Origin of the sequence: Dickeya aquatica (genome assembly GCF_900095885.1) — a bacterium.
Taxonomy (GTDB): domain Bacteria; phylum Pseudomonadota; class Gammaproteobacteria; order Enterobacterales; family Enterobacteriaceae; genus Dickeya; species Dickeya aquatica.
On record NZ_LT615367.1, the window covers coordinates 3,292,714 to 3,312,488 of the forward strand.

The 19,775-nt window shown below is 54.1% G+C and carries 17 protein-coding genes; 3 read left to right on the forward strand and 14 right to left on the reverse strand.

Features of this window, described 5'->3' with window-relative positions; all coding sequences use genetic code 11:
* The first annotated feature begins 7 nt into the window (after positions 1 to 7).
* Positions 8 to 2,572 carry a DNA mismatch repair protein MutS gene (gene mutS, locus DAQ1742_RS15000; RefSeq protein ID WP_035340385.1) on the forward strand — a complete coding sequence of 855 codons (2,565 nt, stop codon included), beginning with the start codon at positions 8 to 10 and terminating at the stop codon, positions 2,570 to 2,572.
* Positions 2,573 to 2,696: 124 nt separating this feature from the next.
* Here mutS and DAQ1742_RS15005 read toward each other — a convergent pair whose 3' ends face one another.
* Both DAQ1742_RS15005 and DAQ1742_RS15010 read right to left on the reverse strand, forming a co-directional pair.
* A complete protein-coding gene (locus tag DAQ1742_RS15005; RefSeq protein ID WP_051124015.1) occupies positions 2,697 to 3,413 on the reverse strand; it encodes a copper resistance protein NlpE N-terminal domain-containing protein in 717 nt (238 codons plus the stop codon).
* Between the two features lie 45 nt (positions 3,414 to 3,458).
* Positions 3,459 to 4,007, reverse strand: coding sequence for a YaeQ family protein (locus DAQ1742_RS15010; RefSeq protein ID WP_035340384.1), 549 nt, complete (start codon positions 4,005 to 4,007; stop codon positions 3,459 to 3,461).
* Between the two features lie 238 nt (positions 4,008 to 4,245).
* Between DAQ1742_RS15010 and DAQ1742_RS15015 the strand changes: the two genes are divergently transcribed.
* Positions 4,246 to 4,449 carry a YaeP family protein gene (locus DAQ1742_RS15015; protein ID WP_035340383.1) on the forward strand — a complete coding sequence of 68 codons (204 nt, stop codon included), beginning with the start codon at positions 4,246 to 4,248 and terminating at the stop codon, positions 4,447 to 4,449.
* Entirely contained in the window at positions 4,433 to 4,693 is a 261-nt protein-coding gene (gene rof / locus DAQ1742_RS15020; protein ID WP_035340381.1) for a Rho-binding antiterminator, read from the forward strand. Before DAQ1742_RS15015 ends, rof begins: the two co-directional genes overlap by 17 nt.
* 64 nt (positions 4,694 to 4,757) lie before the next feature.
* On the opposite strand, the gene tilS is transcribed toward rof, so the two are convergent.
* The 12 genes from tilS to rseP all read right to left on the reverse strand — a co-directional run bounded on the left by tilS (position 4,758) and on the right by rseP (position 19,762).
* Positions 4,758 to 6,089, reverse strand: a complete 1,332-nt coding sequence (gene tilS / locus DAQ1742_RS15025; protein ID WP_035340379.1) for a tRNA lysidine(34) synthetase TilS — start codon at positions 6,087 to 6,089, stop codon at positions 4,758 to 4,760.
* The gene (locus DAQ1742_RS15030; protein WP_035340377.1) at positions 6,086 to 6,502 is read right to left on the reverse strand and encodes a VOC family protein; all 417 of its coding nucleotides are present in this window, start codon (positions 6,500 to 6,502) and stop codon (positions 6,086 to 6,088) included. Before DAQ1742_RS15030 ends, tilS begins: the two co-directional genes overlap by 4 nt.
* Before the next feature lie 143 nt (positions 6,503 to 6,645).
* On the reverse strand, positions 6,646 to 7,605 hold the full coding sequence (gene accA, locus DAQ1742_RS15035; RefSeq protein WP_035340375.1) for an acetyl-CoA carboxylase carboxyl transferase subunit alpha: 960 nt from the start codon (positions 7,603 to 7,605) through the stop codon (positions 6,646 to 6,648).
* 12 nt (positions 7,606 to 7,617) lie between these two features.
* A complete protein-coding gene (gene dnaE, locus DAQ1742_RS15040) occupies positions 7,618 to 11,100 on the reverse strand; it encodes a DNA polymerase III subunit alpha (protein ID WP_035340373.1) in 3,483 nt (1,160 codons plus the stop codon).
* Between the two features lie 65 nt (positions 11,101 to 11,165).
* Positions 11,166 to 11,762, reverse strand: a complete 597-nt coding sequence (gene rnhB, locus DAQ1742_RS15045) for a ribonuclease HII (RefSeq protein WP_035340371.1) — start codon at positions 11,760 to 11,762, stop codon at positions 11,166 to 11,168.
* Positions 11,759 to 12,904 carry a lipid-A-disaccharide synthase gene (gene lpxB, locus DAQ1742_RS15050; RefSeq protein WP_035340370.1) on the reverse strand — a complete coding sequence of 382 codons (1,146 nt, stop codon included), beginning with the start codon at positions 12,902 to 12,904 and terminating at the stop codon, positions 11,759 to 11,761. The genes rnhB and lpxB overlap by 4 nt, the downstream gene beginning before the upstream one ends.
* Positions 12,905 to 12,907: 3 nt before the next feature.
* Complete coding sequence (lpxA, locus tag DAQ1742_RS15055) at positions 12,908 to 13,696, reverse strand: acyl-ACP--UDP-N-acetylglucosamine O-acyltransferase (RefSeq protein ID WP_035340369.1); 789 nt, start codon at positions 13,694 to 13,696, stop codon at positions 12,908 to 12,910.
* 3 nt (positions 13,697 to 13,699) lie between these two features.
* Positions 13,700 to 14,155, reverse strand: coding sequence for a 3-hydroxyacyl-ACP dehydratase FabZ (gene fabZ, locus DAQ1742_RS15060; RefSeq protein ID WP_035340368.1), 456 nt, complete (start codon positions 14,153 to 14,155; stop codon positions 13,700 to 13,702).
* 146 nt (positions 14,156 to 14,301) lie between these two features.
* A complete protein-coding gene (gene lpxD, locus DAQ1742_RS15065; protein WP_035340367.1) occupies positions 14,302 to 15,324 on the reverse strand; it encodes a UDP-3-O-(3-hydroxymyristoyl)glucosamine N-acyltransferase in 1,023 nt (340 codons plus the stop codon).
* A 3-nt stretch (positions 15,325 to 15,327) separates the two neighbouring features.
* Positions 15,328 to 15,825 (reverse strand): molecular chaperone Skp, encoded by a 498-nt coding sequence (gene skp, locus DAQ1742_RS15070; RefSeq protein WP_035340366.1) that lies wholly within the window; start codon positions 15,823 to 15,825, stop codon positions 15,328 to 15,330.
* Positions 15,826 to 15,954: 129 nt separating this feature from the next.
* Positions 15,955 to 18,372: an outer membrane protein assembly factor BamA gene (gene bamA / locus DAQ1742_RS15075; RefSeq protein WP_035340365.1), complete on the reverse strand. Its 2,418-nt coding sequence runs from the start codon at positions 18,370 to 18,372 to the stop codon at positions 15,955 to 15,957.
* Between the two features lie 34 nt (positions 18,373 to 18,406).
* On the reverse strand, positions 18,407 to 19,762 hold the full coding sequence (rseP, locus tag DAQ1742_RS15080; RefSeq protein ID WP_035340364.1) for a sigma E protease regulator RseP: 1,356 nt from the start codon (positions 19,760 to 19,762) through the stop codon (positions 18,407 to 18,409).
* Positions 19,763 to 19,775 lie beyond the last annotated feature (13 nt).

The following is a 19,775-nucleotide window of genomic DNA, read 5'->3' on the forward strand; positions in this document are numbered from 1 at the left end:
TAACCTGATGAGTACACTAGAAAACTTAGACTCTCATACCCCCATGATGCAGCAGTATCTCAGGCTCAAATCCCAACACCCCGAGATTCTGTTGTTTTATCGTATGGGCGATTTTTACGAACTGTTTTATGACGATGCCAAACGGGCGTCGCAGTTGCTGGATATCTCGCTGACCAAACGCGGCGCATCGGCTGGCGAACCTATTCCGATGGCCGGAGTGCCACACCACGCGGTGGAAAACTATCTGGCAAAGCTGGTGCAACTGGGGGAATCTGTCGCCATTTGTGAACAAATCGGCGACCCGGCTACCAGCAAAGGGCCTGTCGAGCGCAAAGTGGTGCGTATTGTTACACCCGGCACCATCAGCGATGAAGCGCTGTTGCAGGAAAAACAGGATAACTTGCTGGCCGCTATCTGGCAGGAAAGCAAAGGGTTTGGTTACGCTACGCTTGATATCAGTTCCGGGCGCTTTCAGGTCTCTGAACCGGAAGATGACGACACCATGGCCGCCGAGTTACAGCGCACTAACCCCGCGGAGCTGTTGTACCCGGAAAACTTTGCGGCAATGCGCCTGATTGAACATCGTCACGGCCTGCGGCGTCGCCCGCTGTGGGAGTTTGAACCAGACACCGCCCGCCAGCAGTTAAACCTGCAATTTGGCACGCGTGACCTCAGCGGTTTTGGCGTTGAGCAGGCACATCTTGGCCTGCGTGCCGCCGGGTGTCTGTTGCAATACGCCAAAGACACACAGCGCACCTCGCTGCCCCATATCCGTGGTATCACCATGGAGCGCCAGCAAGACGGCATCATTATGGATGCCGCTACCCGACGTAATCTGGAGCTGACACAAAATTTATCCGGCGGCAGTGATAACACCCTAGCATCGGTGCTGGATCATACCGTCACCGCCATGGGCAGCCGAATGCTCAAGCGCTGGCTGCACGCGCCGATCCGTGAGGCAAAATTGCTCACGCAGCGCCAGCAGGCAATTGGTGCATTGCAGGAGGTAGCCGACGAGCTGCAACCGTTGTTACGTCAGGTCGGCGATCTGGAGCGTATTCTTGCCCGGCTCGCTCTTCGCACCGCGCGACCGCGCGATCTCGCCAGAATGCGCCATGCCTTTCAACAATTGCCGCTCATCCATGCCGTGCTTGGCCCCGTTGAGGCAGAATCCGTCCAGCGCTTGCGCCAGCAAACCGGCGAATTTGACGCATTACGCGAGTTGCTGGAGCGGGCCATTATCGAGTCACCGCCGGTTTTGGTACGAGACGGTGGCGTGATTGCCAGTGGCTATAATACCGAGCTGGACGAATGGCGCGCACTGGCCGAGGGTGCCAGTGACTATCTGGACAGGCTGGAAGTGCGCGAGCGCGAGCGGCTGGGGATTGATACCCTGAAAGTCGGCTTTAACGGCGTACACGGCTATTACATTCAGGTCAGCCGTGGTCAGAGTCATCTGGTGCCCATTCATTATGTGCGCCGCCAGACGCTGAAAAACGCCGAGCGCTACATCATTCCCGAGCTGAAAGAATATGAAGACAAGGTGCTGACATCAAAAGGGAAAGCACTGGCGCTGGAAAAAGCGTTATACGACGAATTATTCGATTTGTTGCTGCCGCATCTCGAAGCGATGCAACAAAGCGCCAGCGCCTTGGCTGAGCTGGATGTGCTGGCGAACCTTGCCGAGCGCGCAGACACGCTGAACTACGTCTGCCCGATGCTCAGTGACAAGGCCGGTATTCGCATTACGGCAGGGCGTCACCCGGTGGTGGAGAATGTGTTAAGTGAGCCGTTCATCGCCAACCCGCTGTCCTTATCTCCCCAGCGTCGGCTACTTATCATTACCGGCCCGAACATGGGCGGGAAAAGTACCTATATGCGTCAGGCAGCGTTAATCGTGCTGATGGCGCATATCGGCAGCTATGTTCCGGCAGAGCAGGCGGTCATTGGCCCGGTAGACCGCATTTTCACTCGCGTGGGGGCCGCTGACGATCTCGCCTCGGGGCGCTCGACCTTTATGGTTGAAATGACGGAAACCGCCAACATCCTGCACAATGCGACTGAACACAGCCTGGTGTTGATGGATGAGATTGGCCGGGGTACGTCCACCTATGATGGCCTGTCACTGGCGTGGGCGTGTGCGGAAACGCTGGCCAATAAAATCAAAGCCATGACGCTCTTCGCCACCCATTACTTTGAGCTGACCACGCTGCCGGAAAAAATGGCTGGCGTGATGAATATTCATCTGGATGCCCTGGAGCACGGTGACACCATCGCCTTCATGCACAGCGTACAAGAAGGGGCCGCCAGTAAAAGTTATGGCCTGGCGGTTGCCGCACTGGCTGGCGTGCCGAAAGAGGTTATCCGGCGGGCCCGGCAGAAGCTCAAAGAGCTGGAGTCACTGGCAGGCCATGCCAGCGCCAGTCATGTTGACGGCTCGCAATTGCCACTGCTGGCAGCGGCAGAGCCGGAGCCCTCGCCCGCACTGGAGGCGCTGGAAGCAATTGACCCGGATGCATTAACGCCGCGTCAGGCGCTGGAATGGCTCTATAAACTCAAAAATCTGCTCTGAAACCAGCGCATACATCGCCTGACGGTGCGCCATGCCTGCCACCATGTCAGGGTGAGTGTCGCACTAAACACTCACCCTGAATGAAACGAATGGAAATAGCACCATGCGCCTCTTTCGCAATATCTCATAACGCAGCACTGCCAGATGGCCGTCCGGCATGATGTACGTACGATGACAGTAACACGCGAGGGTAAGCATTCAAGCCCTCGTCTGCCGGGGCGGATATCACAACCTGCCCCGCAGTGATGAGGTAGGTACTGTTGTTGATATCCAGGCGTTGTTGCAAACAGGCAACCGGCATCAACCAAGAGCGGCCCGATGACAATGTTTGTAATGACAATGTTTGTAATGACAATGTTTGTAATGACAATGTTTGTAATGACAATGTTTGTAATGACAATGTATTGCCAATCCGCAGGGGAACGTTGCGCACGACAGGATTGGCTTCGACGGTTAACAGACGGTATCCCGGTTGCGCATGCAGTGGTTGCCCATCATCGCCCAATGCCTCAAGGCCATTGTCCCGTGGCCGAAAATAGCGCTTCTCGCCATAGCTGTCCGTCAGTACCAGCCGCTCGGCGGTACGGCTCCAGCGACCGACTTGCGATATCGTCGTGTGGCTGTCACGTCCAGACGGGTAGCGCTCTTGCATAATAAAACTGCCACCCTCATCCAGAAACAAGGCGGCTTCAATATCGCCACACGCCATACAAGGCAGCGTACCGCGATAATACTGTGCCATCGGTTTTAGTGGTTCTTCCTGAAAAGCCGTTCGGGCATGGCAACCCATTAACCCGCAGACCAATAAAACAAGTAACACCCCTGTCGCCCGTTTTTTCATCCCGATTCTCCCGCTGCATGATGCTGGCATACACTCAGACAGCTCTTACCCCTGCACACACTGCCAGTTGCGAAATGACAGTTCCAGATTATTCTCACTATCAGACAACCAGATAGTCCCTTCCTGAAGCGTAGCCTGTAATGACATGGAGCGCTGTGCCAGCGCCGCTAACTGCGCCAGTTGATTATCATCAATAAAGTAGACCGTAAGATTGCCAAGCTGTGCGGCTTTATCCGCCATATTTTGCCACCAGACTTTGGCGGCCCGCTCGCCATAGGCATACAACACCACCTGAGATGACAGGCTACAGGCTTTTTTCAGGCGCTTCTCGTCTGGCAAACCCAGCTCAATCCACAATACCGGCTGACCATCATCACTGTGCAGCCAGATTTCCGGCTCATCATCCGCACACAACCCTTTCGTAAAGCGCAAGCGTTCATCCGCATGGCAAATCCATGCCAGTAACCGCAGCATCATGCGCTGATCCGTCTCTGACGGATGTTGTGCCAGCGTCAGGCTGACATCCTGAAAAAATGCGCGATCCATATCGGCAATATTGACACTGGCTTTGTAAACCGTTGCTTTTAACGCCATCTTCTACCCCTTGTCACAGTGGCGCTAGTCTACCCCAGCGGCTCGTCTCATCACAGCCGTCTGTTTAATACCTGTGAGTGAGGCGCAATTGCCGCCGCATTATACTGATAACATAAGCGTGCCTATGCTATAGTCGGAAGGAAGATTAGAGTTTATCTTCGTAGACTTACGTCACGGTCATGACAACAATCAAGCGTGCATGAATCTCTACCAGGTTAAGCTCTAAGGGAGGATTATTGTGCAACAATACAGTGAATGTGTACGCCGTCTTTATGCAGAGATCGCCAGTGGCGATCTGGGGTTTATCCCCGACGCGCTGGGTTGTGTATTAAAAACCCTGGACGGTATTGCGGCAAACAGCGAATTACCGTCCTCTGTCAGGGAACAGGCGGCCTATGCCGCCGCTAACTTATTGGTGAGCGATTATGTCAATGAGTCATGAATATCAACCCATCAATTGTGATGACTACGATAATCTGGAAGCCACCTGTCAGCAGCAGCTAACGTTGACAGTAGAGCTGCGTGACGGTGAGGTTGTAGTGGGTAAAGCCAGTGATATTTTATCTCGAAAAAACGTTGAGTATCTGATACTTGAATCATCAGGACAGCAACGCGAACTGCGGCTCGACCACATACTGAGCTTCAGCCACCCGGAAATTGGCAAAGTCGTGGTCAGTGAATCCTGACAGACCCCATGCTATTGCGCCACATCCAACGGGCAACGAGGGTTGCCCGTTATTTTTTGTGCCGTCATGATGATGGCTTACGCCACGCAATGCACCAACCTTTATCCCCTGCGGCAACAGCCCCTTCGCGGGTAACAAACAACCCGGCGGCGGCAATCAGTTGCTGATTGTAAAAAATCAGCGGGATACGCTCACGCTCCCAGGGCGGAACACCGAGTTCCTGCCACAGCTTTTTCGCCGGGCGGCCATGTGTACGCCCGACTATCTGCACATACCCCTGCAAACCAAAACGAATGCTGACGACTTCACCATCACGGGGTTGCCTGATGCAAATGCCTTGTGATGCAAGGGACAATGTTCCCAGTCCATCCGGCAATGGCAGCGCGGCAACATCGGGTTGCCATGGCAGACACTGGTTCGTCAGCGTGGTAAAACGTGGCAGCCAATAAAGATAATCACGAAAGCGGCGCACCTGATAGTCACCCAGTTGCAGGCAAGGGTTCGCATCATCACGGCTTAATGCCACCTCCTGCCACAAACGGGTTAACTGCTCACGCGATGGCATTCGCCCGCCTTGCCCAGCCAGCCAGCGGCGTAGCAAGGCAAAACGGCGCGGTGCACTCATCCCGGCGAGCGCAGTAATAGCCATTCCCCCTTCGGCATTGCACAGTGTCGCCAGCGACTCCGCCAGCAGTTCATCAAGTAACTGCTCTTGCTCGGCACAAAGCGAGGCGCTGCGCGCAACGGCGGCAGGAAAATGCGGCCAGCGAGCCTTGAGCTGGGGCAATACCTGGCGTCGCAAAAAATTGCGGTCATAGCGCTCATTAACGTTACTGTCATCTTCTATCCAGCTCAGATGATGGGCTCGGGCGTAAGCCTCAACAGTCTCGCGCGGCACATCCAGCAGCGGGCGTAACAGGCGGCTTTCCCCAAACAGCGAATCCGCCGCCATGGAGGCCAGCCCGGCCGGGCCGCTGCCTCGCTTGAGCGCCAGTAACAAGGTTTCGCACTGATCGTCCTGATGCTGGGCCGTCAGCAGCGTTTCCCCCGGTTGCAATTGCTGCGCCAGTGCCTGATAGCGCGCAGTACGTGCCGCCGCCTCAATACCACCGTTTTGTGGCTCAACCTCAACGTGTGAAACACAAAACGGCACCTGCCAGCGCTGACACTGTTGCTGGCAGTGCACCGCCCATTCATCGGCATGTTGACTCAGGCCGTGATGCACATATACGGCACGCAGCGACAGTGCCCGCCGTAAGCGCAAGCACATCATGGCATGCAGCAATACGGTGGAATCTACCCCGCCGCTGTAAGCAACCAGAAAAGCCTTATTATCACCGATGGAAGCTTCAATGCCGGTCAATAATGCATCATTCTGCGTTATCTGCGTATTCATACCCTTTCAGTGTTCATCGAAAGTGAATATTCATACAATTCAAGTGGTAATCCATCTGGGTCGGTAAAAAAGGTAAAACGACGCCCGGTATGCTCATCGATACGCACCGCTTCACACACTACTCCTGCATGCTCAAGCGCCACAACGGCCTGTTCGATATCCTCAACGGCAAACGCCAGATGACGCAAACCGCAAGCCTCCGGCTGGCTGACGCGCGCGGGGGCTGATGGAAATGAAAACAGCTCAATAAGATAGCGCCCGTCCAGCGCTAAATCCCCCTTCCACGAGTCACGCGCGGCCCGGTAGACCTCCTGTTGCAGCGTAAACCCGAGCACCTCGCAATAAAAGCGCTTACTGCGCTGATAATCTGACGCGATGATAGCAATATGGTGAACATTCAGCAGAGTCAGCATAGCGGTGTTTTCTCTGAAAAGATAAAAAGCGGCGGGGTGAAAAACGGCTCCAGCATAGCAAAAAGTCCGTGACGTTAACCATCACGGACTTTGTTACTTGTTACACAGATAAGGTTTGCTACGACTACAGGCGATGCCGCATCTTAGCAGTAGCCATAATTCATCAGGCGCTGGTAACGGCGGTTCAGGAGTTCCTGTTCGCTAAGCACATCCAGATCGCTCAAATCAGCCAGCAACTGCGTTTTCAGCGATGCCGCCATTGTCGGGACATCACGGTGGGCAGAACCCAGCGGTTCAGGGATCACGGAATCAATCAGCTTCAGCTCTTTGAGGCGCGGGGCGATAATTCCCATCGCTTCAGCAGCCAGTGGCGCTTTATCGGCGCTCTTCCACAGAATCGATGCACACCCTTCAGGTGAGATGACCGAATAGGTGCTGTATTGCAGCATATTCACTTTATCGCCCACGCCAATCGCCAGCGCACCACCCGAGCCGCCCTCGCCGATGACCGTACAGATAATAGGCACGCGCAGGGTGGACATTTCACGCAGGTTACGGGCAATCGCTTCTGACTGGCCACGCTCTTCTGCGCCAACGCCTGGGTAAGCGCCCGGCGTATCAATAAAGGTGATGATAGGCAATTTAAAACGTTCGGCCATTTCCATCAGGCGCAATGCCTTACGATAACCTTCCGGGGCAGGCATACCGAAGTTACGGCGAATTTTCTCTTTGGTTTCACGCCCTTTCTGGTGGCCGATAATCATTACCGGGCGGCCGTCAAGACGCGCGATACCGCCAACGATGGCTTTATCATCCGCAAACGCGCGATCGCCTGCCAGCTCGTCAAAATCGGTAAAAATATGCTGAACGTAGTCCAGCGTATAAGGGCGCTGCGGATGGCGTGCTAACTGGGCAATTTGCCAGGCACCCAAATCGGCGAAGATTTTACGCGTCAACTCTACGCTTTTTTCGCGCAGACGCTTCACTTCCTCATCCAGATTAATATCCAATTTTTCATCTTGGCGACTGACTGCGGTCAGGGAATCAATTTTTGCTTCCAACTCAGCAATCGGCTGCTCAAAATCAAGAAAATTCAGACTCATAGTATTCCTATTTTAGTCAAATTCCAGCTCCACCTGCTCATTCCCCACCAGGGTGCGCAGAGCATTAAGCAACGCATCGGTTGGCGTAACACGCCATGCCGCACCGAAACGTAGCCGGGCTCGCGCATCCTGACGCTGGTAGTAAAGGTGTACCGGAATCGTCCCCGATCGATGGGGTTCCAACGACTGACGAAGACGGTTTAACAACTGGTCATCAATTTGCCTGTCAGTCAGCGAGATAGCAAGCCCGCGCGCGTATTTTTCACGCGCTTCGCTGATATCCATAAGCTCTCTGACAGTCATTTTAAGCCCGCCACTAAAGTCATCAAAGCTGACCTGTCCCGTGGCTATCAAAATGCGATCCTGCTCCAGCAAATGCTGGTATCTGTCCAGCGCATCGGTAAACAGCATCACTTCCAGACGACCGGAACGATCGTCAAGGGTACACACGCCGATGCGATTACCGCGCTTTGTGACCATCACCCGGGCGGCTAACACCAACCCGACGGCGGTAGTCATTTTCCCCCGCTCCGTGGGGTGCATATCTTTCAAACGCACGCCGCCTGCGTAGCGTTCTATCTCTTTGAGGTACTGATTTATCGGGTGGCCGGTCAGATACAGTCCCAGCGTCTCCCGTTCACCATCAAGCACCACCTGCTCAGGCCAGGGCGGTACGGTACTGTACGACTGCTCAACCTGCTCTGGCGTGTCGGCCAGCACGCCAAACATATCCGCCTGACCAATGGCTTCTGCTTTGGCATGTTGCTCGGCGGATTTCACCGCATCCGCCAGCGAATTCATCAGCGCGGCGCGGTGCGGGCCCAGCCTGTCGAATGCGCCGGACATAATAAGCTTCTCAAGCACCCGCTTGTTGAGCTTTTTGATGTCAGCGCGTGCGCACAAATCAAAGAGATCGCGGAAATACCCACCGTTATTGCGCGCGTCAATGATCGCCTCAATCGGCCCTTCACCGACACCTTTAATCGCCCCGATGCCATAGACGATTTCCCCATCGTCATTGACATGGAAATGGTACAAGCCGCTGTTAATATCCGGCGGCAGGATCTTAAGCCCCATGCGCCAGCATTCATCGACCAGACCGACAATCTTGTCGGTGTTGTCCATATCAGCCGTCATCACCGCCGCCATAAACTCAGCCGGATAGTGCGCCTTGAGCCACAGCGTCTGGTACGACACCAGCGCATACGCTGCCGAATGAGACTTGTTAAAGCCGTAACCGGCAAACTTCTCCACCAGATCGAAGATTTTCATCGACAGCTCGCCGTCAACGCCCATCCTCTCAGCGCCCTCTTTAAACACCGAGCGCTGCTTGGCCATCTCCTCGGGTTTTTTCTTCCCCATTGCCCGGCGCAGCATGTCAGCACCGCCGAGAGTATAACCCGCCAGCACCTGCGCTATCTGCATCACCTGTTCCTGATACAGGATGATACCATAGGTCGGCTCCAGCACCGGTTTCAGCGTCTCATGCTGCCACTGGATATCCGGGTAGGAAATCGCCTCTCGCCCGTGCTTACGGTCAATAAAGTTATCCACCATGCCAGACTGCAATGGGCCGGGGCGGAACAATGCCACCAGCGCTATCATGTCTTCGAAGCAGTCAGGTTTCAGGCGCTTTATCAGATCTTTCATGCCGCGCGATTCAAGCTGGAATACCGCCGTGGTTTCCGAGCGTTGCAGCATGTCGAAACTTCGCTTGTCATCCAGCGGGATAGCGGCGATATCCACCGGCTCCAGCCCCTGTTTCGCGCGCCGGGCGTTGATCATCTCAAGCGCCCAGTTGATGATGGTTAAGGTACGCAGCCCCAGGAAGTCAAACTTCACTAACCCTGCATATTCCACGTCGTTTTTATCAAACTGCGTAACCGGATGATTGCCTTCCTGATCGCAATACAGCGGGGCGAAATCGGTAATTTTGGTCGGCGAGATAACCACGCCACCGGCGTGTTTACCAGCATTACGGGTCACGCCTTCCAGCTTGCGCGCCATATCAATCAGCGCTTTAACCTCTTCATCCGCTTCGTAAATTTCACCCAGCTGCGGCTCGGCAGCAAAGGCTTTTTCCAGCGTCATGCCAGGATCGGGCGGCACCAGTTTGGAAATACGATCCACAAAGCCATAGGGATGCCCCAGCACGCGCCCCACGTCACGGATAACCGCTTTCGCCGCCATCGTACCGAAGGTGATGATTTGCGATACCGCGTCACGACCATACATCTCCGCCACATGGTCTATCACCAGATCGCGCTTTTCCATGCAAAAATCGACGTCGAAGTCCGGCATCGACACGCGTTCCGGGTTAAGGAAGCGCTCGAACAGCAGGTCAAACTCTAGTGGGTCAAGATCGGTAATTTTCAGCGCATACGCCACCAACGAGCCCGCGCCAGAGCCTCGCCCAGGGCCAACCGGCACGTTGTTATCTTTCGACCACTGGATGAACTCCATCACTATCAGGAAGTAACCGGGGAATCCCATCTGGTTGATAACATTCAGTTCGATTTCCAGACGCTCGTCATATTCCAGCCGACGCTTGGCACGCTCACTCTCATCCGGGAACAGAAACGCCAGACGCTCTTCCAGCCCTTTTCGCGAGCACATCACCAGATAGTCTTCCGTTGACATATCGCCGGTTGGAAACTGAGGCAGGAAATACTCACCGAGGCGGATAGTCACGTTGCAGCGCTTGGCAATCTCTACGGTATTGATGAGCGCTTCAGGGATATCGGCAAACAGCTCGCACATTTCCGCTTCGCTGCGCATGTATTGCTGAGTGCTGTAATGACGTGGACGTTTCGGGTCATCAAGCGTGAAGCCATCATGAATGGCGACGCGAATTTCATGGGCATCAAAATCTTCAGCGCTAATAAAACGCACATCATTGGTGGCCACGACCGGTAAGCCATGCGCGGTGGCAAGCTCAATCGCAGCATGAAGGTAACTCTCTTCATCCGGCCGCCCCGTGCGAATCAGCTCCAGATAAAAGCGCTGCGGAAAATGCTGTTGATAAAACGCCACACACTGCTCAGCCAGCACCTGATTGCCACGCAGCAGAAACTTACCGATATCGCCATGTCGGCCACCGGACAGCAACAGCAACCCGGCCTGATGCTCAACCAGCCATGACCGGTCAATGGTCGGGCCGGCCGCGCCATAACCGCGTTGATAGGCTCTGGAAATGAGTAGCGTCAGGTTTTGGTAGCCTACGTTATTCATCGCCAGTACGGTCAGATGCGCCAGTTCATCGCCCAGCTCGTCACTCTGGAGATAAAAATCAGCCCCGATGATGGGTTTGATACCCGCACCGTGCGCACCGCCATAGAATTTCACCAACCCACACAGGTTGGTAAAATCCGTAATTGCCAGCGCTGGCATACCCAGCGAGGCCGCTTTTTTTACCAACGGGCCAGTTTTTGCCAGCCCATCGATCATGGAATAGTCACTGTGAACACGCAGGTGAACAAAACGTGGTTCGGCCATTTTCAGATCCCATAATCTCGTTAGCCACCCGCCAGACCACTACGGCAAGCGGGCCATGCATTGCGTTATGACAAACCCAGCGCCCGTTTTACCGGGGCGAAGCTGCGTCTGTGGTGGAGGGTGGCTCCCAGTGTCGCCAATTTCTCAAGATGATAGGCGGTCGGGTAACCTTTATGCTGCGCAAAACCATAGTCGGGAAATTGCTTATCCAGCTCATGCATTTCACGATCGCGTGTGACTTTGGCCAAAATAGAAGCCGCGCTGATTTCGGCAACGCGGTTGTCACCTTTGACCACCGCCTGTGCGGGCATTGGTAACGCCGGGCAGCGATTACCGTCAATCAGTACCCAATCCGGCACCACCGGCAACCCCGCCACCGCGCGCTGCATTGCCAGCATGGTGGCATGAAGGATATTCAGGGCATCAATCTCGTGTGGCTCTGCACGCCCCAGACTCCACGCCAGCGCTTTTTCACGAATTTCGTCATACAACGCCGAACGGCGCTTTTCGCTGAGTTTTTTGGAATCCGCCAGGCCAACAATCGGCCGTGACGGGTCCAGAATGACGGCAGCCGTCACCACCGCACCCACCAGCGGGCCGCGCCCGACTTCATCAACGCCGGCAATGTAGCGCGCCTGCGGATAAATAAATACATCACTCATGAATGCCATAACTCCAGTACAGCCCGTGCGGCCTGTTCATCGGCGTTGCAGCGAATTTGCTCGTGCAGGTGCAAGAAATCCTGCTGTAACTGTTGGGCTGCTTGCGCGCCTTCAAGCCAGGGTAACAATGCGTCCGCGAGGTTGTCCGGTGTGCAGTCTTCTTGCAGTAACTCACGAACCAGCTCGCGCCCGGCCAGGAGATTAGGCAGCGACACCCACGGTGTTTTCACCAGCCGCTTTGCCAGCCAAAACGTAAACGGCTTCATGCGATAACCGACCACCATCGGGCTTTTCGCCAGCATGCACTCCAGTGCCGCCGTACCGGAGGCCAGTAATGTCGCGTCACTGGCAATCATCGCCTCACGCGCCTGCCCATCCAGTAAATGCACCGCCATATCGGGTGCCACCTCGGCTTTAATGCGTTCAAATTGCTCCCGACGACGCACATTGACCAGCGGCACCAGCACCTCAAGCTCAGGATAACGCTGGCGTAATTGTCGCGCTGTCGCCAGAAAATCGGCACTGAGCATCTCCACTTCGGCGCTGCGGCTTCCCGGCAGTAACGCCAGACACCGCGCATCTGGCGAAATGCCTAGCGTCTGGCGCGCAGCCCGCTTGTCCGGGTGCAGCGGCATGGCATCCGCCATGGTATGGCCGATAAAACGGCATGGCACATTAAAGCGGTCATAAAAGGCTTTTTCGAACGGCAGGAAAGCCAGCACCAAATCGGTCGCTTTGGCAATTTTAAACACCCGCTTCTGCCGCCAGGCCCATACCGACGGGCTGACGTAATGAATGGTTTTAATGCCGTTTTGCTTAAGGCGACCTTCCAGCGTGATGTTGAAATCAGGCGCATCTATCCCGACAAACACATCGGGCTTGAGCGCGCGAAAGCGCTGTGTCAGGTCACGGCGAATCTTCAGCAGGCGCGGCAAGCGCCCCAGCACCTCTACGATGCCCATCACCGCCAACTCCTCCATCTCATACCAGGCTTCGCAACCTTCAGCCTGCATAAGGGGGCCGGCAACACCGACAAAACGGGCGTCAGGGTAATGGGTTTTTAGCGCACGGATAAGACCCGCACCCAGAATGTCGCCGGAAGTTTCTCCGGCAACCAGGCCAATCGTCAGGGGACGTGTCATAACTTAACGGATGATCCCACGCGTGGAGCGGGTAAAGAAATCGAGGTAGGCTTGCACCGCCGGGTGATCGGCCGCCAGAGCCTCAAGATCGGCTTTCACTTCATCCAGCGTTTTGCCACTGCGGTAAATCAGCTTGTAAGCGTTACGGATAGCGTGCAGCGTGTCTTTCTCAAACCCACGGCGCTTAAGCCCTTCGATATTGATACCAAATGGCGTCGCGTGATTACCCTGCGCAATCAAATACGGCGGCACATCCTGGGCAACGCCAGAGCAGCCCCCCACCATAACATGCGCGCCGATGACGCAGAACTGATGCACCGCTGTCATGCCGCCGATAATCGCAAAATCATCTACCGACACATGCCCACCCAACGTGGCATTGTTCGCCAGAATACAACGATTACCCACCACGCAGTCATGAGCGATATGGGTGTTGATCATCAGCAGGTTATCATTGCCGACTTTGGTCAACCCACCGCCTTGTTCCGTACCACGATGAATGGTCACACTTTCGCGAATACGGTTACGATCGCCCACTTCAACACGAGTCGGTTCACCGGCGTATTTCAGGTCCTGATTAACCTCACCGATGGTGACAAACTGATAGATTTGGTTATCACAGCCAATTTTGGTGATACCGTTGACCACAACATGTGACTTCAACACGGTACCCGCACCAATTTCAACCTGCGGGCCGATATGGCAAAACGGCCCAATGTGTACTCCGGCACCAATAACAGCGCCATCTTCTACGATGGAACTCGGATGAACAAAGGCGGTTGGATCAATCACTAATTAGCCCTCCCGACGGCGTGCGCACATCATTTCTGCTTCGCAGGCAATTTCACCATCAACTTTAGCCACACCTTTGAATCGTGCAATGCCACGACGCTCTTTAATGAATTCCACTTCCAGAATCATCTGATCTCCCGGTGCCACCGGGCGCTTAAAGCGGGCTTCATCAACGGCGGCAAAGTAGTACAGCTCCCCAGGTTCCAGTTTACCCAGGCTTTTGAATGCCAAAATACCGGTGGCTTGCGCCATCGCTTCCAGAATTAATACACCGGGGAAAATCGGTTTGCCGGGAAAATGCCCCTGAAAAAAGGGTTCATTGAAAGAGACATTTTTTACCGCGCGCAGGAATCTTCCTTTCTCAAAATCCAGTACACGATCCACCAGCAAGAACGGATAGCGGTGCGGTAGTAGATCCAGAATCTCTTCAATATGCAGAGTTTGCGTGTCTGTATTCAAAATACGCTTCCTGTCAATAAAACGATATCAACAACACGGCCTGCATTTCCCCAGCAAGGGAGGGGACAACATGCAGGCCGCAGATAAAAATTACGTGTTCCGGCGTTCAGCTTCACCGGTGATGCAACATCAAGACCATCCACGAATCAATGTTCGCCGAGCTTACTCTCCAGCGCTTTGAGCCGTTTACTCATCTCATCAATGTTCATCACTAACGCCGCAGTCTTACGCCAGACCTTGTTTGGCTGCAACGGGATACCAGATGAATAGACGCCAGGTTCAGTAATCGGCCGCATCACCATTCCCATCCCTGTTACAGTGACTTTATCGCAGATCTCCATATGACCATTGATAACACTGGCACCACCGATCATGCAGTAACGACCAATTTTCAGGCTGCCTGCCATGATAACGCCACCGGCAACCGCCGTATTGTCACCAATCACAACGTTGTGTGCAATCTGACATTGGTTATCGATGATAACGCCGTTACCGATGAGGGTATCGTCCAGCGCCCCGCGATCGATGGTGGTACTGGCACCGATCTCGACACGATCGCCAATCCTCACGGTTCCCAGCTGCGGAATTTTGATCCAGTTACCGCGATCGTTGGCATAACCAAAACCATCAGAACCAATGACTGCACCAGACTGAATCAGGCACTGCTCGCCCATCACAACGTTGTGATAGACGGTGACATTAGCCCACAGGCGTGTCCTGGCACCAATCCGGGTATTCTTGCCGATAAAGCAGCCAGCGCCAATCACGGCACCATCACCCAGCTCAACGCCAGATTCAATGACCGTATTGGCACCGACAGAAACCCCATCTCCTAAACACGCATCAGGTGCAATGACCGCTGAAGGGGCAATACCCTGCGCAGGCGCAGGCGTTGTATCCATCAACTGCGCCATACGCGCATAGGCCAAATAGGGATTCTTCACCACCAGCGCGGCGGTCTGGCAAAACGGCAAATCAGCTTCTGTCAGCACCACCGCAGAAGCCTGAATGTGACTCAACTGCTCACGATAGCGGCTATCGGATAAAAATGTAATCTGTCCTGCCTGCGCTGAATGCATAGAAGCAACAGCGGTGATGACGATATCGCCATCACCGTGCAATTGTGCATCCAACTGTTGAGCCAAGGCGTCCAGTCGAATTGAAAACATGTGTTATTTAACCTGTTTCAGCACATCAGCTGTAATGTCTTTGGCGTTATCAGCATAAGCAATGGCGTTCGCGTCAATCACCACGTCATAGCCCTGCTTGCTGGCTACTGATTTCACAGCATCCTGAATGCGGCTCAGGATTTTGTTGCGCTCTTCCATTTGACGGCGACGATTGTCCTGATCAAATGCCTGCGCTTTGCTGGAGAACTGCTCACGCTGAGCCATCACATCTTTTTCCATTTTGCTGCGATCGCTGGCTTTCATTGTTGAGCCGTCACGCTGCAATTTCTGCATTTTATCTTGCAGGTCGCGTTCCATTGCCTGTAGTTCAGAAGCACGGCCTTTGAACTCGTTTTCCAGCTGTTTAGCGACAGTTTCACGCTGTGGCAACTGTTGGAAAATGCTGGAAACGTTGACAATGGCAATCTTGTCAGCAGCCTGTGCACCGGCGGAGACCGCCAGCGTTAAACCTAAACCTGCGGCATACAACCACTTTTTCACTTTAAAACTCCTCACCCTAAGTATTTCTGCGCACATGGCGCTTATCGTAATCACAGCACCGGGGTGACACATCAGGCAACCCCGGATACTGATGATATGCTACTTTTCTCAAACGTCGGGAGGATTCCGTTACCAGGTCTTACCGATATTAAACTGGAATTGCTCCGACTTATCGCCATCGTGTTTCTTAAACGGCTGAGCATAAGAGAACACCAACGGCCCCAATGGCGACATCCACTGCACGGCAAGCCCCGACGACATACGAATATTGCCCGGCGTACTGTAGTCTGGTACACCCGCAGCCAGCGTTTGCGCGGTATTTTCCCAATGCGTATCCCATACTGTACCGGCATCAATAAAGAATGAGGTACGTACCGAACTGGCATACTTATCACTGATAAACGGTGTCGGGACAATCAGCTCAGCACTGGCCACCGCCATCGCATTACCACCGACAGCATCACTCATCTTGCTTGGGTTAATGCTACAAGACGACACGTTGCTTGAAGTACACCCCGTATAATAAGCCGCCTTCGGCCCGATGGTGTTCGAGCGGAAACCGCGCACGGTGCTTGAACCGCCGGCAAAGAAGTTGTCGTAGAACGGCACTTCCTTGCCACCTAAACCATCACCATAACCGGCTTTGGTTCTGGCCATCAGCACCCAGTTATGGCTTTCACTCAGCGGGTAGTAACTCGCTGAATCAAAGGTGAGCTTATAGTATTCGTTGTCTGAACCCGGCACGGTCACCTTGGCATTCAGGCTGGCGCGGTTACCCGCTGTCGGGAAGAAGCCACGGTCGAGGTTGTTATATGTCCAGCCCGACGTCAGGAAATAATCGTTAGCACTGAAGCTGGCGCTAGAGGTGGTACTCGGATCCGGGTTCGAACCCGCCTTGTTGAGATAACGCCACATCGCTACCTGAGGTTTCATATCAGACAGGGAGTTGTGCACGTAATCCAGTCCCAGACGTAACGAGTTATTCTCGTTGATGGGGAAGCCCAGTGTCGTGCCTACACCATAACTCTGGTTGGTATAGTCAGACAGATCGGCATCCAGCGCCTTGAAGTTGTTATAGAAAATACGACCACCGAGACTCACGCCATCTACCGTAAAATACGGGTCAGTCATCGACAGTTCGATATAGGTTTGGTAGTCGTTGCGGGTTCCGCTAATCCCGACGGAATTACCGGTTCCCAGCCAGTTATCCTGCTGTACACCAGCCTGGAAGCTAATCCCACTTTCTGTTCCGAAACCCACCCCGAAGTTCAGGCTACCGGTATTGCGCTCTTTGACCTTGTACACCACATCAACTTGATCGGGTGTTCCCGGTACGCGCTGGGTTTCAACATCCACGCTTTCGAAGTAGCCGAGACGGTTAAGACGCTCCTTGCCTTGCTGCACCAGGTCGTTACCCAGCCATCCGCCTTCCATTTGGCGCATTTCACGACGCAGAACAGAATCTTTGGAGACATCATTGCCGTCAAAACGAATACGGCGCACGGTAAAGCGGTTACCCGCATCCACATTAATATTCAACCGTACTGTTTTGTCCGCATCGCTGATTTCAGGCTGCGTGACCACCCGGGGATAGGCATAGCCGTAACGCCCAAGCAGTTTCTTAATTTCCTCTTCCATCTTGGTGACTTTGGTGCCGTTATACAGCTCACCTGGCTGAATACGCGTCAAGTCTTCGATTTCAGTCGCATGACCGACCAGGTTGCCACGCACCGCTACACCGGACAGCTTGTACTGCTCACCTTCGGTAATATTGATGGTGATGTAGATGCCTTTTTTGTCCGGCGTCAGGCTTACCTGAGTCGAATCGATATTGAAACGCGCGTAGCCGCGATCGAGATAGAAGCTGCGCAGGGTTTCCAGATCCCCTGACAGTTTTTGTTTCTCATACTTACGATCGCCCACCACGTTCCACCAGGGCACTTCATCACGCAACTGGAAGCGGGAAATCAGTTCATCGGTATTAAAGGATTTATTACCGACAATGTTGATCTGTTGGATCTTGGCGGACACACCTTCAGTGAAAACCAGCTTGAGGTCAACGCGATTGCGCGGCAGCGGTGTGACAACCGCTTTAACCGTCGCACTGTACTTGCCCACGCTGTAGTAGAAATCTTCCAACCCTTTTTCAATGTTGGATAAGGTGGTACGGTCCAGCGCCTCGCCGACGCGTACACCGGATGCTTCCAGATTCTCCTTGAGCATCTCCTCTTTCACCGCTTTGTTACCGGAGAAAGTGAGACTGGCGATAGTCGGACGTTCTTTCACCTGAATCAAGAGGGCATTCCCGTCACGCAGGACGCGAACATCTTCAAAATTTCCGGTGGCAAACAAAGCCCGGATGGTGTTACCGATATCTTCGTCAGTGATAGTATCTCCCACCCGAACAGGCATGCTGAGCAGTGCCGCACCGACGGCAACCCGTTGCAGGCCCTCGAAATGAATGTCTTTCACTACGAATCCGTCTGCACCGTATACGGTGGCGCTGCCAAACAGCAGCGACGCTATGAGCAACTTTTTCATCGCCATCGTTGTTATGCGTTTTTCCTAACCTGATCCACACCTAAAGGCGGGAAAAATCATTGAAAAGTGCAAGCCCCATTAGCATCATCAGCAACACTGTGCCAACACGATAACTAACATCCTGCACACGCTCGGAAACCGGTCCGCCCTTCAGCTTTTCAATCGCCAGAAAAAGCAGATGCCCCCCATCAAGTACCGGCAGAGGAAACAGATTGATTATGCCCAGATTGACGCTGATCAGCGCCAAAAACATCAGGTAATACACCAACCCGTAATCTGCTGACATGCCTGCTCCCTGCGCAATCGAAATCGGTCCGCTCAGGTTGTTCAGTTTCACGTCTCCGGTGATAAGCTTACCCAGCATGCTGACGGTCAGCTTCATCAGTTGCCAGGTTTTGTCCCCAGCGACATAGATGGCGCTAAACGGCCCATACTGACGTACCGTTTTATACTCAGCAGGCAAAGGTGTCACCGTTGGCACCACACCTGCAAAACCCTCCAGCCGGTCTTTGCCCACTGACTTACTCTCTGGTGTTAAGGTGACAGAGAGCACACTGCCACGTCTTTCCACCTCAAGATCGACCGGTTTGCCAGGATTATCACGCACGGCAAGCACAAATTGCTGCCAGCGCACCAATGGCTGACCACCGACTTTAACGATCCTGTCTGCGACTTGCAAACCGGCCTTCTCTGCGGCTGAATGCGGTTGGACCTGCGCCAGCACCGCGTCAACCTGAGGCCCTTTCGGCATAATACCCAGCGAAACGACCGGGTCCTGACGTTCAGGATCAAACTGCCAGTTCCGTAATTCAAGTCGCATGAGGGATGCCTGAGAGTGGCCCAGCGCCACGGTTTCCATCGACACATCCGGCTCACCGATTTTGCCAATCAAAGCCAGACGCGCGCTATCCCAGTCAGGCGTTTCGATACCATCAATCGACTTTAGTTCCATTCCCGGCGAAATTTGCGCCTGGGCAGCAATCGATCCGGGCAAGACTTCGCCTACCACCGGGCGCACACCTGGCACACCAATGATGAATACCAGCCAATAGGCGATAACCGCAAAGATAAAGTTAGCTATCGGCCCGGCACTCACGATGGCCGCTCGCTGCCAAACCGTTTTATGGTTGAACGCGCGGGACTGAAGCTCGACGGGAACCGGAGCCACTCGGCCATCAAGCATCTTCACATATCCCCCCAAGGGGATAAGCGCTATCACATACTCGGTACCCAGCCGGTCTCGACGCCGCCACAGAGCCTTGCCAAAACCAATGGAGAAACGCTCAACGCTCACGCCACAACGACGGGCCACCCAGAAATGACCAAATTCATGTACCGTAATGAGCACACCGAGTGCAACAATAAACGCAGCCAGGCTCCAGAGAACATTCAGCATAAGCAGACTTTAC

Coding starts and splice junctions, on each gene's coding strand:
- mutS (WP_035340385.1), top strand. CDS start 8: ATGAGTACACTAGAAAACTTAGACTCTCATACCCCCATGATGCAGCAG.
- DAQ1742_RS15005 (WP_051124015.1), bottom strand. CDS start 3,413: ATGAAAAAACGGGCGACAGGGGTGTTACTTGTTTTATTGGTCTGCGGG.
- DAQ1742_RS15010 (WP_035340384.1), bottom strand. CDS start 4,007: ATGGCGTTAAAAGCAACGGTTTACAAAGCCAGTGTCAATATTGCCGAT.
- rof (WP_035340381.1), top strand. CDS start 4,433: ATGTCAATGAGTCATGAATATCAACCCATCAATTGTGATGACTACGAT.
- tilS (WP_035340379.1), bottom strand. CDS start 6,089: ATGAATACGCAGATAACGCAGAATGATGCATTATTGACCGGCATTGAA.
- DAQ1742_RS15030 (WP_035340377.1), bottom strand. CDS start 6,502: ATGCTGACTCTGCTGAATGTTCACCATATTGCTATCATCGCGTCAGAT.
- accA (WP_035340375.1), bottom strand. CDS start 7,605: ATGAGTCTGAATTTTCTTGATTTTGAGCAGCCGATTGCTGAGTTGGAA.
- dnaE (WP_035340373.1), bottom strand. CDS start 11,100: ATGGCCGAACCACGTTTTGTTCACCTGCGTGTTCACAGTGACTATTCC.
- rnhB (WP_035340371.1), bottom strand. CDS start 11,762: ATGAGTGATGTATTTATTTATCCGCAGGCGCGCTACATTGCCGGCGTT.
- lpxB (WP_035340370.1), bottom strand. CDS start 12,904: ATGACACGTCCCCTGACGATTGGCCTGGTTGCCGGAGAAACTTCCGGC.
- lpxD (WP_035340367.1), bottom strand. CDS start 15,324: ATGTTTTCAATTCGACTGGACGCCTTGGCTCAACAGTTGGATGCACAA.
- bamA (WP_035340365.1), bottom strand. CDS start 18,372: ATGGCGATGAAAAAGTTGCTCATAGCGTCGCTGCTGTTTGGCAGCGCC.
- rseP (WP_035340364.1), bottom strand. CDS start 19,762: ATGCTGAATGTTCTCTGGAGCCTGGCTGCGTTTATTGTTGCACTCGGT.